We start from the raw sequence: 15,917 nt of genomic DNA, 5'->3' as shown, positions 1-15,917 counted from the left end.
GCCGTGTCGGCGGCACGGGAGAGGATGATCTCCATGTCCTTCCCGAGCGAACCGTCCCGACCGGACGGCTCGTCCGCCGGCGGATGGCGTGACCTCCTCGGCGCGCCGGACGACGGCGGGGCGACCGCGCTCGCGCTGGGCGTGGAGCTGCGCTATCGGGAGTCGCGAGGCACGAATCCGTGGGGCGTGCGGCCCCAGCGGGCAGCGACCGTTCGCGACATCGCCAAGCGCTCGGGCGAGATCCTGCTCGGCATCCGCCCCCTGGAGCGGAGCGAGGCGACGGGCGCGTGGGTGCAGGGTTCGGCGACCTGGGACCTCGTTCGGCGTTCGCCGACCCGCTACGGGCGCGATCGTTCCCGGTGGTTCGCCGACCTCCTCAGCATCGCTCGGGACACGCTGCTCTCGGGCACGGCCGGAGACTGGCTGCTGGTCGATCACATCGAATCGACCCTCCTCTGGGAGCACCTGCGCGCCGGACTCGCGATGGGCATACCTCTCGTCGCCACCCAGAAGGCGTTCGACGTCGATGTCGCCGAGTCGGTCAGCGTGGCCGCCGCGGTCGACCGGAACGACGACGGAGCCCTGGTCGTCACGCCCGAGGTCTCGATCGATGGGCGCGCGACGCCCCCGGGAGATGTGCGGGTGATCGGACGCAGCGGGTTGTACGCCGTGTCTCTGCGCGGTGCGCGTGCCCGTGTCTCCCTCGGCGAGATCGCGCTCACCGAGTCGGTGCGGGCGCTGCTCGCGGCCACGGGTCCCGTCGAGGTGCCCTCGGCCGACGAAGCCGCGTTCCTTCGCGAGGCGTATCCGCTGCTCGCGCGACGGATCGATGTGCGTGGCCGTGGAAGCGTGCGGCTGCCGCCGCTTCCGCTCCCGCAGCTGGTTCTCGTGCTGTCCTTCCACCGTGGTGACACCGTGAGGTACGTCTTCGAATGGGACTACCGCGGATTCGGTCGTGTGCCCTTCATCGACTCCGCCGATGGGGTGCGCGACCGCACGGAGGAGGAGGCCGTTCTCGCTCCGGTGGCCGCTCTGTGGCAGCAGCTCACCGGGGCGGCGCTCGGGCCCTCAGGCGCCTTCCACGATGTCGAGGCGGCGGAGTTCGTGACGCACACCGTGCCGAAGCTCGAGAACGAGCAGGTGACGGTGGTCGTCGACGGGCCGCGCAAGACCTATCAGGAGCTCACCGGAGAACCCCAGGTGACGGTGTCGACCCTCGAGTCGAGCGATCCGGACTGGTTCGATCTGGGCATCCTCGTGCGGATCGACGGGCGCCTCATCCCGTTCGAGCCGCTGTTCACCGCGTTGAGCAAAGGACGCAAGAAGCTGCTGCTCGTCGACGGCAGCTACTTCTCGCTGCAGCATCCCGCGCTCGATCGGCTCCGCGAGCTCCTCGACGAGGCTGCGGCGCTCGACGAATGGGAGACGGGGCCGCGCATCAGCCGCTACCAGACCGATCTCTGGGAGGAGTTCGAAGACCTCGCGCACGAGGCTCTTCCCGCGGTGAGCTGGAGGGCCACGGCCGAGGGGCTCCGTGACGCGACGCGGGTGCCGTCGACGCCGCTTCCCGGGGGGCTCGCGGCGACGCTGCGTCCGTACCAGAAAGACGGATTCGACTGGCTCGCGTTCCTCTGGTCCCACCGGCTCGGGGGGATCCTGGCCGATGACATGGGACTCGGGAAGACCGTGCAGCTGCTGGCCCTTCTCCTGCATGCGCGGGAGGCCGGTGAGCGGCGGCCGTTCCTGGTGATCGCGCCGACATCGGTCGTCGCGACCTGGAAGACCGAGGCCGCGCGGTTCGCGCCCAGTCTTCGGGTGCAGGTGCGCGAGGCGACCCGGACATCGGGGCTGGCCGAACCGTTCGATGCCGACGTGGTGATCACCACCTACACGATCGCCCGCCTCGACGAACAGGTGTTCGCCGACGTCGAGTGGGCCGGCGTGATCCTCGACGAAGCGCAGTTCGTGAAGAACCCGGCGACGAAGCTGCACCGGGCGATCGCCGGCTTCCGCGCCGATGTCACGTACGCCGTCACCGGAACACCGCTGGAGAACAGCCTCAGCGAGCTCTGGGCGCTGCTGAAGCTCTCGGCACCGGGCCTGTTCCCCTCGGAGAGCAAGTTCCGTGAGCGGTACATTCAGCCGATCGAGCAGGGCAAGGTCCCCGAGAACGAAGAGGGCGGGCCGTACCGACAGCGGCGGCTGGATCAGCTGCGCCGGCGCATCCGTCCTCTGATGCTGCGGCGCACGAAAGACCTCGTCGCCGCCGAGCTTCCTCCGAAGCAGGAGCAGGTTCTCGAGATCGAGCTCAGCTCTTCGCATCGTGCCCTCTACGATGTGGTGCTGCAGCGAGAGCGGCAGAAGGTGCTGGGGCTGCTGCCCGACCTCGATCGCAATCGCTTCATCGTGTTCCGCTCGCTCACACTGCTGCGGATGCTCAGCCTGTCACCCGCGCTCATCGATCCGATCGACTCCCGCATCGGATCGCGCAAACTCGATGTGCTGCTCGAGCGCGTGGCCGAGCTGCAGGAGGAAGGCCACCGCGCCCTGGTGTTCAGCCAGTTCACGTCGTTCCTCGATCTGGCCGCCGAGCGTCTCACCGCCGCCGGAATCCCGTACGCGCACCTCGATGGGTCCACGCGTCGGCGACAGGAGACCATCGAGGGGTTCCGGTCCGGTGAGCAACCCGTCTTCCTCATCAGCCTGAAGGCGGGTGGCTTCGGCCTCACCCTCACCGAGGCCGACTACGTGTTCCTGCTCGACCCGTGGTGGAACCCCGCAGCCGAGGCGCAGGCGATCGACCGCACGCACCGCATCGGGCAATCGGCTCAGGTGTTCGTCTACCGGATGATCGCCGTGGGCACGATCGAGGAGAAGGTCCTCGATCTGCAGCGCCGCAAGGCTCGGCTGTTCTCGGCCGTCATGGACGACGACGCGCTCTTCGCCCAGTCCCTGTCCGCCGACGACATCAGGGGCCTGTTCGAGGGGTGAGCTCGCGTCGCGCGCGTGTCCTCGCCGTCGAGCTCACGGGGTGTGCGGGTGCTGCGCAGGCTCCACCGGCCCACCGGCGGCTTCGAAGAGCGCCGGGTGCGGTGTCTGGAGCGGTGTCTGGAGCGCAACTGCGGATGCCGGGACCCGACGCCGCTTCCGCGCGACGAGCCACATGACGACTGCCGCGATGGCCGCGAGCAGCACGAGCCAGGGGAGCGCGACACCGAGCGCGATGACCACGCCCGACCAGAAGGCCACGAAGCCCGTCCACCCCACCGCGAGCGCCTCGCCCAGGTTGGACGGCGCCGTCGAGGTGGGCACGTACTCGGAGCGGATCGTGACGGTGATCGTCGACATCGCCACCTGGTCTTCGAGCGCGTGGAGCTCGCCCTGCAGGAGTTCGAGTTCGCTCTGCCGCTCGGCGATCGCCGATTCGAGATCGATGAGGTCGGAGGTCTTGTCCGCGGTCGCCAGCCATTCGTTGTAGCGCGCGATCGAGGTGGTGAGGGTCGTGATGCGCGCGGTCAGGTCGCGTTGCTGACCGCCGACCTCGGCGGTCTCGAGCGAGGTCTCCTCCACGGTTCCGAGGTCGCGGAGCGCGACCCGCACTTCTTCGACCGCGGTGGCGGGGATGCGCATCGTCAGCTCGGCGGTCGCATCGCCGCCTTCTCCGCTGGCGTGCTCGCTGCGCGCATCGACACGCCCGCCCGCGTCGATCGCGATGTCGGTCGCCTCGTCGGCGGCCGCCACCGGCGAATCGGCGGTGATGACCACGCGACCGGTGATGATCACCGCGGTGTCGGCGGAGTCCGGGTCGGCGACCGTGGCGGCTTCGTCCTGTGCAGGAACCTGGTCGACGGATGAACTGCTGCCGCCGCCTCCCGCAGTGCAGCCGCTGAGCGCGAGGGCGGCGGTGCCCGCGAGGACGAGAGCGAGAAGGATGCGCGATGGCGAGGTCATGTCGGGATGCTATTGGCCCGACCATCCGGTCACCCCGTGAGTTCGGTCACGATCCGATCAGCTTTCGATAACGAGTCCGCATCTGCGACAAAGCACGCCGTGCGCACGGGGAGCCTTTTGCACGGCCGGGTCACCGCAGACGATCAGGGCGTCGCGGGTAGAATCGAGCGCGTCCCCGGCGGGCGTTCGAGAGTGGATGCCCCGGGATGCACCAGGAGGAGAGCAATGCGGATCACGGGACTCGGCCACGCCGGGATGTTCATCGAGACGGTCGGCGGGAACATCATCTGCGACCCCGTATTGGGTCCCTCGTTCTTCGGCTCCTGGTTCCCCTTCCCCGACAACCGCGGTCTGGACTGGGAGCGCTTCGGCCGTGAAGCGGACTTCCTCTACATCTCGCACCGGCACCGCGACCACTTCGACCCGGCACTCCTCGAGCGGTACATCCGCAAGGACATCGAGGTCCTGCTGCCCGAGTACCCGATCGACGATCTCGAGCGCGACATCCGGGCGCTCGGGTACACGAACATCACGTATGCGCCGGCGGGCGAGATCATCCAGCGCGGCGATCTGAAGATCATGATCACGCCGCTGCGGGCCCCGAGCGACGGACCGATCGGCGACTCGTCTTTGAGCGTCGACGACGGAACGGGCTCGGTCCTCAACCAGAACGACTCGCACCCGCTCGACCTCGAGACCCTTCTCGACTTCGGTAAGCCTGACGCGTACTTCACGCAGGTCTCCGGTGCGATCTGGTGGCCGATGGTCTACGACCTCCCACTCGACGCCAAGCAGAATTTCGCGAAGCTCAAGCGCGACGCGCAGAACAAGCGCGCCATGTACTACATCGAGAAGGTCGATGCCCCGCACGTCTTCCCGATGGCGGGTCCGCCGATGTTCCTGCGCGACGAGCTGTTCCCGTACAACGGGATCGGCAAGAACGAGGACTCGATCTTCACCGATCAGAAGCAGTTCCTCGCGCACATGAATGAACTGGCGCCGAAGTACGACGGCCAGCTGTTCATCCCCGGCACCGTCGTCACGGTGTCGGGCGGAGAGGTCACGACCGAGCAGTCGCTCTACTCGGATGCCGAGATCGCCCACATCTTCGACGAGAAGTGGGACTACCTCGAATCCCAGCGCGAGACCCGGCAGCAGGAGATCCGCGATGAGGAGGCCTCGCGCGCCGAGCCGCTCCCCGCAGCCGAGATCCTCGAGGCGCTGAAGGCCTGGTGGGAGCCGCTGCTGAAGAAGTCGCGCACGATCCGCCTCGGCGTCGGCGGATGCGTGCGATTCCGTATCGGCGATCTCGACATGGTGGTGGACTTCCCACGTGCCAAGGTGCGCGAGTACGCCGGCGAAGAGTGCGTGTACTGGTACACGATTCCCGCCGATCTGGTCTCGACGAACATCCGCGACCACGAGATCGACTGGTCGAACTCGATCTTCCTGTCGCTGCAGTTCCAGGTGGGTCGCAGCGGCAAGTTCAACGAGTTCCTGACGACGTTCCTGAAGTGCCTCTCGGTCGACCGCATCGAATACGTCGAGAACTGGTACCAGGAGCAGACCGACCAGACCGAAGACGCCGAGATCGGCGAGTGGAAGGTGCAGCGTCGCTGCCCGCATCTCCGTGCCGACCTCACCCGCACGGGCACGGTCGACGGCGACGGCATCCTCACCTGCAGCATGCACGACTGGAAGTGGGACCTGAAGACCGGGCGCTGCCTCTCGACGAGCGGTCACCCCATCCGATCGACCAGGATCGACGACACGGCCGCGGACGAAGCCCTTCGTCCGGCGAGCTGACCGCGTGGTCGGCACGGAGCATCCGCAGGGGAGGGGCCGGGAGGCCCGCACCTCACGAGGCGCGTGGAAGGGCTCGCTGCACGGCGCCCGCTGGGTCGTGCGCTCGACTCCCGATCGTCTGGTGCGCATCGCTATCGACTTCCTCGAGGCCGAGGGGTTCGACGTTCGAGCCGACGGCTTCGCCGAGACGTTGCACGCTCAGGGGTCGGAGTGGACGGCCACGGCCATGGAGATCGGTGACGAGAAGCGGTCCAGCCGCGGCTGGTGGCAGGGTTTCCTCACCGACGAGTTGCCGTTCCCGCTGCCGCGCGCACTGCAGCATGTGATCCCGCCGACCCTCGTCATCGTCGCGGCCCGCCGGGTCGCCGGCGGCGTGGGGGAGCTGGTCGTGTTCCCGCACACGTCCGGACGCGGCGACGCCGAGTACGCCCGGGCGGCGGCGCCGCGAGTCAGCGCCGCGATCGACGGCATCACGGCGGCGGCGGGAGCGGAGGCGGCGATGCTCTCGCACGAGACGCTGAACGCAATCGCCAACGACGGCAGCCCGGCATCGCAGGCGGTCGTCCGCGACGTGCTCGGGTGGCGGTGAGCACGGGTAGACTGACAGGACAAGCAACCTTTAACACCGTCCTGTGAGGCGGAGAAGGGAGCGGCTGATGAGTGCACGCACCGTCTTGCACGAAGCCGATATCTCGCGGGCTCTGACCCGCATCGCGCATGAGATCCTCGAATCCAACCGAGGAGCCGAGAACCTCGTCCTGCTGGGCATTCCGACCCGCGGCGTCACCCTCGCCCAGCGCCTCGGCGCTCTGATCAGCGACATCGCGCAGCAGACCGTTCCGGTCGGTGCGCTCGACGTCACGCTGTTCCGCGACGATCTGGCGAAGCATCCGACGCGTTCCCCGCACCCCACCGAGATCCCGGCGGGGGGAGTCGACGGCAAGACCGTCGTGCTCGTCGATGACGTGCTCTTCTCCGGTCGCAGCATCCGCGCCGCCCTCGATGCCATCCAGTCCGTGGGGCGCCCGTCGATCGTGCGCCTGGCGATCCTCGTGGATCGCGGTCATCGCGAGCTCCCCATCCGCCCCGACTTCGTCGGCAAGAACATCCCGTCGGCTCGGACCGAGCGCGTCAACGTGCGCCTGGTTGAGAACGACGGCTCCGAGGAAGTGACGATCGGCGAATGAGACACCTCCTCGACACCCGAACGCTCGACCGAGCGACCGCCGTGCGCATCCTCGACGTCGCCGAAGACATGTCGGACACGCAGTCCCGCGAGGTCAAGAAGCTTCCGACCCTGCGGGGCAAGACCGTCGTGAACCTCTTCTTCGAGGATTCCACCCGCACCCGCATCTCATTCGAGGCCGCGGCGAAGCGCCTCTCCGCCGACGTCATCAACTTCGCGGCCAAGGGCTCCAGCGTCTCGAAGGGCGAAAGCCTCAAGGACACGGCCCAGACGCTCGAAGCCATCGGGGCGGATGCCGTCGTCATCCGCCACCCCGGTTCCGGCGCACCGCAGACCCTCGCGACCAGCGGCTGGATCTCAGCCGGGGTGGTCAACGCGGGTGACGGCACCCACGAGCATCCGACGCAGGCGCTGCTCGACGCGTTCACCATCCGCAAGCGTCGGTTCGGCTCCGACAGCCGAGGCCGCGACCTCGCCGGCCTGCGCGTCGTGATCGTGGGCGACGTGCTGCATTCCCGTGTCGCACGCTCGAACGTCTGGCTGCTGACCACGCTGGGTGCCGAGGTGACCGTCGTGGCTCCGCCCACGCTGGTTCCGCAGAATGTGTCGCTCTGGCCGATCCGGGTCGTGTACGACCTCGACGAGGCTCTGGCCGAAGGCCCGGATGCCGTCATGATGCTGCGCATTCAGCTCGAACGCATGAACGCCGCGTATTTCCCCACTGAGCGGGAGTATTCGCGACGATGGGGGCTGGACGCACGGCGTGTGGCCGGTCTGCCGGACGGTAGCATTGTGATGCACCCAGGGCCTATGAACCGCGGACTGGAGATCTCCTCCGAAGCCGCCGATTCGCCCCGCTCCACGGTGTTGGAGCAGGTCACGAACGGGGTGTCCGTGCGCATGGCGGTGCTGTACCTGCTGCTGGCAGGAGAACGAGACGACGAACGAGGGGGAGACCTGTGAGCGAGACTCTCGTCATCACCGGTGCGAAGGTGCTCGGCGCGGAGAGCGCCGACATCATCATCGAGAACGGAATCATCGCGGAGATCGGAACGGCGCTGAGCCGCTCTGGGGCCCGCGTCATCGAGGCCGACGGTCTGGTGGCGCTGCCCGGGCTCGTCGACCTCCACACGCATCTGCGGGAGCCCGGGTACGAAGCGTCCGAGACGATTCTCACGGGCACCAGGGCTGCGGCATCCGGCGGATTCACCGCGGTCTTCGCGATGCCGAACACGTCGCCCGTCGCGGACACCGCCGGAGTGGTCGAGCAGGAGCTCGCCCTCGGTGAGGCGTCCGGCTATGCCACCGTGCAGCCGATCGGAGCAGTCACGGTCGGGCAGAAGGGCGAGCGCCTCGCGGAGCTCGGGGCCATGGCCTCGTCGCGTGCGAAGGTGCGCGTCTTCAGCGACGACGGGTTCTGCGTGTTCGATCCGCTGATCATGCGCCGTGCACTCGAGTACGTGAAGTCCTTCGGCGGCGTCATCGCTCAGCATGCCCAGGATCCGCGTCTCACCGAGGGCGCTCAGATGAACGAGGGCACCGTCTCGGCCGAGCTCGGTCTCGCCGGATGGCCCGCGGTCGCCGAGGAGTCGATCATCGCCCGCGACGTGCTGCTCGCTGAGCACGTCGGCTCGCGACTGCACGTCTGCCACCTGTCGACCGCCGGGTCGGTCGACATCATCCGCTGGGCGAAGAAGCGCGGGATCGCGGTCACGGCCGAGGTCACCCCTCACCACCTGCTCCTCACCGATGAACTGGTGCGCGGCTACGACGCCCGCTACAAGGTCAACCCGCCGCTGCGCCGTGAGGAAGACGTTCTCGCGGTGCGCGACGGACTCGCCGACGGCACGATCGACATCGTCGCCACCGACCATGCTCCGCATCCGAGCGAGAACAAGGCCTGCGAATGGCAGGCCGCGGCGAACGGCATGGTAGGTCTCGAGAGCGCTCTGCGCGTCGTGCACCAGTCGATGGTGCAGACGGGCCTCATCGGTTGGGACGACGTCGCCCGCGTCATGAGCGCCACGCCGGCGCGCATCGGTCAACTCGCCGGGCACGGCACCCCGCTCGAGGTGGGCCAGCCGGCGCATCTCGCCCTGTACGACGCATCGGTCGACGGCGTCTTCACCGAGGCCGACCTCCACGGACGCAGCACGAACTCGCCCTACCTCGGACGCGCTCTGCCCGGCCGTGTCGAGTTCACGGTGCACGGCGGACGCCTGACGGTCGATGCCGGCTCTCTCGTCGAGGATCTCAACGCATGAGCGCACGGGATATCGCGATCGCGATCACCATCGGGGTGGCGCTGCTCGTGCTGCTGACGATGCTGCTGGCCTGGCGTCGACGACAGCGACGCGATGCCGCGATCGTCGCGCCCCTCGGCGTGCCCGAGCACGCGGAGGTCGTCTCGCGCCACGAGGTGCTCTACGTGTCTTCCACGAAGCACGATCAACCGCTCGAACGCCTCGCGATCTCGCCCCTGGCCTACCGGGCCCGCGGCGAGCTCGCGCTCACCGATCGGGGAATCGCGCTCTGCCTCGACGGGGCGCCGACCGTGTTCCTCGCCTCCTCCCGGCTGCTCACCGTCGATCGCGCCACCGTGACGATCGACCGCGTCGTGGAGCCGGGCGGGCTCGTCCGCATCGTCTGGACCGCCGACGACGGCACGATCGTCGACTCCTACCTCCGCCTCGCCACCGGCGACCCACAGAACCTCGTATCAGACCTGCAGCGGCTCGTCCCCGCAGCCCACGACACAGGAGCCACCTCATGACCGCTCTGCCCGAAACCGCCGTCCTCGTCCTCGAAGACGGCACCCGCCACGTCGGACGCGCCTATGGCGCGCGCGGCACCACGCTCGGCGAGGTGGTGTTCTCCACCGGGATGTCCGGTTACCAGGAGACGATCACCGATCCCTCCTACGCCGGGCAGATCGTGCTGCAGACCGCGCCCCACATCGGCAACACCGGCATGAACGACGAAGATCGCGAGTCGCGTCGCGTCTGGGTCGCCGGTTACATCGTGCGCGACCCCTCGCGCGTCGTGTCGAACTGGCGGGCCAACGCCTCTCTCGACGATGTCCTCGTCAAGGACGGGATCGTCGGGATCAGCGGGATCGACACCCGATCCATCACCCGGCACATCCGCTCGGCCGGCTCCATGCGCGGTGGAATCTTCTCGGGTGCGGACGCCGACCAGGATGCCGAGGAGCAGCTGCGCATCGTGCGCGAAGCGCCGGAGATGGCGGGCCGCAACCTGTCGGCCGAGGTCTCGGTCGACGAGATCACGATCACGACCGGGCTGGGGGAGCGCGTCGGAAACCTCGCGGTCCTCGACCTCGGGGTGAAGCAGGCCACGATCGACAACCTCGCGGCGCGCGGTTTCGACGTGCACGTGCTGCCGCAGAACGTCACGATCGACGAGATCCGCGCGGTCGACCCGGTCGCGGTCTTCTACTCGAACGGCCCCGGAGACCCCGCCGCCTCCGATGGCCACGTCGAACTGCTGCGCGCCGTCCTGGACGACGGCCTGCCGTTCTTCGGCATCTGCTTCGGAAACCAGCTCCTGGGCCGCGCGCTCGGTCTCGGCACCTACAAGCTGCCGTTCGGCCACCGCGGTATCAACCAGCCGGTGCTCGACAAGACCACGGGCCGCGTCGAGATCACCGCGCACAACCACGGCTTCGCGGTGGACGCACCGCTCGAGGGAGCCTTCGACAGCCCGAACGGCTACGGCAAGGTCGAGGTCAGCCACGTCGGGCTGAACGACAACGTGGTCGAGGGCCTCCGCGCCCTCGACATCCCCGCATTCTCCGTGCAGTACCACCCCGAGGCCGCCGCAGGCCCGCACGATGCCAACTACCTCTTCGACCGGTTCCGTGACCTGGTCATCGCGACTCAGAAGGACACCAAGTAATGCCCAAGCGCGACGACATCTCCTCCGTCCTCGTCATCGGTTCCGGCCCGATCGTCATCGGTCAGGCCTGCGAGTTCGACTACTCCGGCACCCAGGCGTGCCGCGTCCTCCGCGAGGAGGGCGTGCGTGTGATCCTGGTCAACTCCAACCCGGCCACGATCATGACCGACCCGGACTTCGCCGATGCGACCTACATCGAGCCGATCACCTGGCAGGTCATCGAGACCATCATCGCCAAGGAGCGCCCCGACGCGATCCTGCCCACGCTCGGTGGTCAGACGGCCCTCAACGCAGCCATCGAGCTGCACAACCACGGGATCCTCGAGAAGTACGACGTCGAGCTGATCGGCGCCAGCTTCGAGGCGATCAACAAGGGCGAAGACCGTCAGATCTTCAAGCAGCTGGTCCTCGACGCCGGCGCCGATGTCGCCGACTCCCGAATCGCGCACACGATGGACGAGGTGCTGGCCGCTGCCGGCGAGCTCGGCTACCCGCTCGTGGTGCGCCCCAGCTTCACGATGGGCGGACTCGGTTCCGGCTTCGCATACGACGAGACCGACCTTCGCCGCATCGCCGGCGCCGGCCTGCACGACTCGCCGACCAACGAGGTGCTCCTCGAGGAGTCGATCCTCGGATGGAAGGAGTACGAGCTCGAACTCATGCGCGACACGGCCGACAACACGGTGGTCGTGTGCTCCATCGAGAACGTCGACCCGGTCGGTGTGCACACGGGTGACTCGATCACGGTCGCCCCGGCGCTGACCCTCACCGACCGCGAGTACCAGAAGCTGCGCGACATCGGTATCGACATCATCCGCGCGGTGGGCGTCGACACCGGCGGCTGCAACATCCAGTTCGCCGTGAACCCGGAGAACGGCCGCATCATCGTCATCGAGATGAACCCGCGCGTGTCGCGTTCGAGCGCGCTGGCGTCGAAGGCGACGGGCTTCCCGATCGCCAAGCTCGCCGCGAAGCTCGCGCTCGGTTACCGTCTCGACGAGATCCCGAACGACATCACGGGTGTCACGCCGGCCAGCTTCGAGCCCACGCTCGACTACGTCGTCGTGAAGGTGCCGCGCTTCGCGTTCGAGAAGTTCCCCGCCGCCGACGTCACGCTCACCACGACCATGAAGTCGGTCGGCGAGGCCATGGCGATCGGTCGCAACTACGCGACGGCGCTGCAGAAGGCACTGCGTTCGCTCGAGAAGCGCGGATCGAGCTTCCACTGGGGCGCGGAGGACCGCTCGCTCGAGGAGCTCCTCGAGGTGTCGAAGACGCCGACCGACGGCCGCATCGTCGTGCTGCAGCAGGCGTTGCGTAAGGGGGCGACGATCGAGCAGGCCTTCGAGGCCACGGCCATCGACCCCTGGTTCCTCGACCAGATCGTGCTGATCAACGAGGTCGCCGAAATCGTCCGCACCGCTCCCGAGCTCGACGCCGCGACGCTGCGCTACGCCAAGGAGCATGGATTCTCGGACGCCCAGCTCGCCGAGATCCGCGGCGAGACCGAGGCGGAGATCCGCGGGGTGCGTCACGGCCTCGGCATCCGCCCCGTCTACAAGACGGTCGACACGTGCGCGGGAGAGTTCCCCGCCCTCACGCCCTACCACTACTCGAGCTACGACTTCGAGACCGAGGTCGCTCCGTCGGATCGCACGAAGGTCGTCATCATCGGTTCCGGTCCGAACCGCATCGGCCAGGGCGTCGAGTTCGACTACTCGTGCGTGCACGCATCGTTCGCGCTCTCGGATGCCGGGTACGAGACCGTCATGGTCAACTGCAACCCCGAGACGGTCTCGACCGACTACGACACCTCCGACCGCCTGTACTTCGAGCCGTTGACGCTCGAGGACGTGCTCGAGGTGCTCGACGCAGAGGCCGCGAGCGGCACCATCCTCGGAGTCGTCTGCCAGCTCGGTGGACAGACCCCGCTCGGGCTCGCCAAGGGCATCGAGGCCGCCGGTTACACGGTGCTCGGCACCAGCCCGGAGGCCATCGACCTCGCCGAGGAGCGGGCGCTGTTCAGCGGCATCCTCGACGCGGCCGGCCTCGTCGCCCCGCGCCACGGCACGGCGGTCGACGTCGACGGCGCGGTCGCGGTGGCCGAGGACATCGGCTTCCCCGTTCTGGTGCGCCCGAGCTTCGTGCTCGGCGGCCGGGGCATGGAGATCGTGTACGACTCCGAGAGCCTGCGCGATTACTTCGTGCGCACCGCCGGCGAGGTGATCATCGAAGAGGGCAAGCCGCTCCTGGTCGATCGCTTCCTCGACGACGCGATCGAGATCGACGTGGACGCGCTGTTCGACGGCACCGAGCTCTACATCGGCGGCGTCATGGAGCACCTCGAAGAGGCGGGCATCCACTCCGGCGACTCGAGCTGCACCCTTCCGCCGATCTCGCTCGGACGCAGCGACATCGACCGTGTGCGCACGGCGACGCTCGCCATCGCGCAGGGCGTCGGCGTTCGCGGCCTGCTCAACGTGCAGTTCGCGATCAGCGCCGGCGTGCTCTACGTCATCGAGGCGAACCCGCGGGCGAGTCGCACCGTGCCGTTCGTGTCGAAGGCGCTCGGCATCCCGCTGGCCAAGGCGGCCAGCCGCATCATGGTCGGCTCGTCGATCGCCGAGCTGAAGGCCGAGGGCCTGCTGCCGGAGAACGACGGTTCGCGCGTTCCCCTGGGGTCTCCGGTCGCCGTGAAAGAGGCTGTGCTGCCCTTCAAGCGCTTCCGCACCAAGGAGGGCAAGATCGTCGACTCGGTCCTCGGCCCGGAGATGCGCTCGACCGGTGAGGTCATGGGCATCGACAAGGACTTCCCGACCGCGTTCGCGAAGAGCCAGGCCGCAGCCTACGGCGGCATGCCGACGTCCGGCACCGTGTTCATCTCGGTGGCCGATTCCGATAAGCGCGCGGTGATCCTTCCGGCGCACCGGCTGCAGCAGCTCGGTTTCACGATCGTCGCGACCGAGGGCACGGCCGAGATCCTCTCGCGCAACGGCATTGCGGTGACCGTCGTCGAGAAGTTCAGCGAGACGCAGGATTCCGGAGCCGAGAACATCGTCGATCTGATCAACGACGGTGCGATCGACATCGTCGTCAACACGCCCTCGGGCGGTGCTGCACGCGCTGACGGATACGAGATCCGCGCCGCGGCCGTCGCCGCCGACAAGGCGCTGTTCACGACGATGGCCGTTCTCGGCGCCGCAGTGAGCGGTATGGATGCCGCCGACGAGGGCTTCGAAGTGAAGAGCCTGCAGGAGTACGCACTCGACCGGAAGGCGGGCGTGTGAGCGCAGGCTTCGGCGAGCGGGCGCGCGCCGGCATCGCGGAGCGCGGCCCGCTCTGCGTCGGCATCGACCCCCATGCCGCGCTGCTCGCGGCGTGGGGTCTGACCGATGACGCCGCCGGCGTGCGCGAATTCGGCCTGCGTACGGTGGATGCCGTCACCGACCGGGTCGCGTTCGTGAAACCGCAGGTGTCGTTCTTCGAACGCTTCGGCTCCCGGGGGATCGCGGCGCTCGAAGAAGTGCTCGTCGCGGCCAGGGCTGCGGGGCTCATCGTGATCGCAGACGCCAAGCGCGGCGACATCGGATCGACCATGGACGCGTACGCCGCGGCGTGGCTCACCCCGGGGTCGCCGCTCGAGGCCGACGCGCTCACGGTGAACCCGTACCTCGGAGTGGGCGCGCTCGACGGCGCGTTCGCCCTCGCCGAGGCCCACGGCAAAGGGCTCTTCGTCCTGGCCGCCACGAGCAACCCGGAGGCGCGTGAGCTGCAGCGCTCCCGCAGCGCCGCCGGGTCGACGGTCGCCGCCGACGTCATCGCCGAGGTCTCGGCGCGCAATGCCGCCGCGGTCGACGGCGATGAGTGGGGGAGTGCCGGCTTCGTGATCGGAGCCACGGTCGACTGGACGGATGCCGCGATCGCGGCGTTCGCGCCGGTGGCCCCGATCCTCGCTCCTGGATTCGGCACCCAGGGCGCAGAGCCTCGCGATCTGCGCACGCGTTTCGGAGCGATGGCGGCGAGTGTCATCGCGAGCGAGAGCCGGAGCATCCTCGCGGCAGGACCGGATGGTCTCACGCACGCCGTCGACACCCGAGTCGCCCAGTACCAGGAGGCCGCCCATGGCTGACGCACGCGTCATCCCCGAAGTCGATCGAGCTGCGGCAGCCCGCAAAGCCGTGGAGCGGCGGCGCGCACGCGCCTCGCTGAAGCGGGATCTGACCACGCGCGTCGTGACGCCGCAGACCGTGCTGCGCCGCGCCACCGACGACGCCGACTCGGTGGCGGGGTCGATGCGCATCACCGACTTCCTGCTGGCGCTGCCCGCCATCGGCGCCGGCAAGCGCGATCGTGTCCTCGAAGAACTGCGGATCTCGCCCGTCAAGCGCCTCGGCGGCCTGGGGGTCCGGCAGCGCGTCGCCCTGTCGGACTGGCTCGACCGTCGTTTCCCGGTGCTCGAGCCCCGCGGAGCCCGCAGCCGTCTGCTCGTCCTCGCCGGGCCCACGGCGGTCGGCAAGGGCACGGTGGCCGCTCACATCCGCGAGCACAACCCGGAGATCCATCTCTCGGTGTCGGCGACGACCCGCCCGCCCCGCCCGGGCGAGATCGACGGCGTGCACTACTACTTCGTCGACGATGCCGAGTTCGATCGGCTGATCGATCAGGACGAACTCCTCGAGTACGCGGTCGTGCACAATCGTTCGCGCTACGGCACCCCGCGGGCCCCCATCGACGCGGCTCTCGCCGCGGACAAGACGGTGCTGCTCGAGATCGACCTGCAGGGAGCCCGGCAGGTGCGAGCGGCAGAACCGTCGGCCACGCTGATCTTCCTGCTGCCGCCGAGCTGGGACGAACTCGTGCAGAGGCTCGTCGGTCGGGGCACCGAGGGCGACGAGGAACGGGCTCGGCGGTTGCGCACGGCGAAGGTCGAACTCGCCGCTCAGAACGAGTTCGATCACCTCATCGTGAACGAAGACGTCGCCGTCGCCGCCGGCGAGGTCGTAGAATTGTCTTCAAGCTCTGCTCGCTGAGTTCTCTCGCGCGCCCATTGCACCGTCTT

The 15,917-nt window shown here is 68.5% G+C and carries 12 protein-coding genes; 11 read left to right on the top strand and 1 reads right to left on the bottom strand.

Features of this window, described 5'->3' with window-relative positions; genetic code table 11:
* The first annotated feature begins 33 nt into the window (after positions 1-33).
* Positions 34-2,991, top strand: a complete 2,958-nt coding sequence (locus ACIOSY_RS10895) for a DEAD/DEAH box helicase (RefSeq protein WP_400853057.1) — start codon at positions 34-36, stop codon at positions 2,989-2,991.
* A 33-nt stretch (positions 2,992-3,024) separates the two neighbouring features.
* On the opposite strand, the gene ACIOSY_RS10890 is transcribed toward ACIOSY_RS10895, so the two are convergent.
* Positions 3,025-3,951 carry a DUF4349 domain-containing protein gene (locus tag ACIOSY_RS10890; protein WP_400853055.1) on the bottom strand — a complete coding sequence of 309 codons (927 nt, stop codon included), beginning with the start codon at positions 3,949-3,951 and terminating at the stop codon, positions 3,025-3,027.
* Positions 3,952-4,176: 225 nt separating this feature from the next.
* On the opposite strand from ACIOSY_RS10890, the gene ACIOSY_RS10885 reads away from it, so the two are divergent.
* From ACIOSY_RS10885 to gmk, 10 genes are all read left to right on the top strand, one after another.
* On the top strand, positions 4,177-5,757 hold the full coding sequence (locus ACIOSY_RS10885) for a Rieske 2Fe-2S domain-containing protein (protein ID WP_400853053.1): 1,581 nt from the start codon (positions 4,177-4,179) through the stop codon (positions 5,755-5,757).
* A 4-nt stretch (positions 5,758-5,761) separates the two neighbouring features.
* On the top strand, positions 5,762-6,346 hold the full coding sequence (locus ACIOSY_RS10880; RefSeq protein ID WP_400853051.1) for a hypothetical protein: 585 nt from the start codon (positions 5,762-5,764) through the stop codon (positions 6,344-6,346).
* Between the two features lie 67 nt (positions 6,347-6,413).
* Positions 6,414-6,944 (top strand): bifunctional pyr operon transcriptional regulator/uracil phosphoribosyltransferase PyrR, encoded by a 531-nt coding sequence (gene pyrR, locus ACIOSY_RS10875; protein ID WP_400853049.1) that lies wholly within the window; start codon positions 6,414-6,416, stop codon positions 6,942-6,944.
* A complete protein-coding gene (locus tag ACIOSY_RS10870) occupies positions 6,941-7,906 on the top strand; it encodes an aspartate carbamoyltransferase catalytic subunit (protein WP_400853047.1) in 966 nt (321 codons plus the stop codon). Before pyrR ends, ACIOSY_RS10870 begins: the two co-directional genes overlap by 4 nt.
* A complete protein-coding gene (locus ACIOSY_RS10865) occupies positions 7,903-9,207 on the top strand; it encodes a dihydroorotase (RefSeq protein ID WP_400853045.1) in 1,305 nt (434 codons plus the stop codon). Before ACIOSY_RS10870 ends, ACIOSY_RS10865 begins: the two co-directional genes overlap by 4 nt.
* Entirely contained in the window at positions 9,204-9,716 is a 513-nt protein-coding gene (locus tag ACIOSY_RS10860) for a hypothetical protein (protein WP_400853043.1), read from the top strand. Before ACIOSY_RS10865 ends, ACIOSY_RS10860 begins: the two co-directional genes overlap by 4 nt.
* The gene (gene carA, locus ACIOSY_RS10855) at positions 9,713-10,858 is read left to right on the top strand and encodes a glutamine-hydrolyzing carbamoyl-phosphate synthase small subunit (RefSeq protein WP_400853041.1); all 1,146 of its coding nucleotides are present in this window, start codon (positions 9,713-9,715) and stop codon (positions 10,856-10,858) included. The genes ACIOSY_RS10860 and carA overlap by 4 nt, the downstream gene beginning before the upstream one ends.
* A complete protein-coding gene (gene carB, locus ACIOSY_RS10850) occupies positions 10,858-14,145 on the top strand; it encodes a carbamoyl-phosphate synthase large subunit (RefSeq protein WP_400853039.1) in 3,288 nt (1,095 codons plus the stop codon). The genes carA and carB overlap by 1 nt, the downstream gene beginning before the upstream one ends.
* Entirely contained in the window at positions 14,142-14,987 is an 846-nt protein-coding gene (pyrF, locus tag ACIOSY_RS10845) for an orotidine-5'-phosphate decarboxylase (RefSeq protein ID WP_400853037.1), read from the top strand. The genes carB and pyrF overlap by 4 nt, the downstream gene beginning before the upstream one ends.
* Positions 14,980-15,888, top strand: a complete 909-nt coding sequence (gene gmk, locus ACIOSY_RS10840) for a guanylate kinase (protein ID WP_400853035.1) — start codon at positions 14,980-14,982, stop codon at positions 15,886-15,888. The genes pyrF and gmk overlap by 8 nt, the downstream gene beginning before the upstream one ends.
* Positions 15,889-15,917 lie beyond the last annotated feature (29 nt).

The sequence above is a fragment of the Microbacterium sp. NPDC087665 genome, assembly GCF_044743285.1.
Taxonomy (GTDB): Bacteria; Actinomycetota; Actinomycetes; order Actinomycetales; family Microbacteriaceae; genus Microbacterium.
The sequence above is the reverse complement of the archived record's forward strand: the minus strand, read 5'-3'. Positions and strand labels throughout refer to the sequence as shown.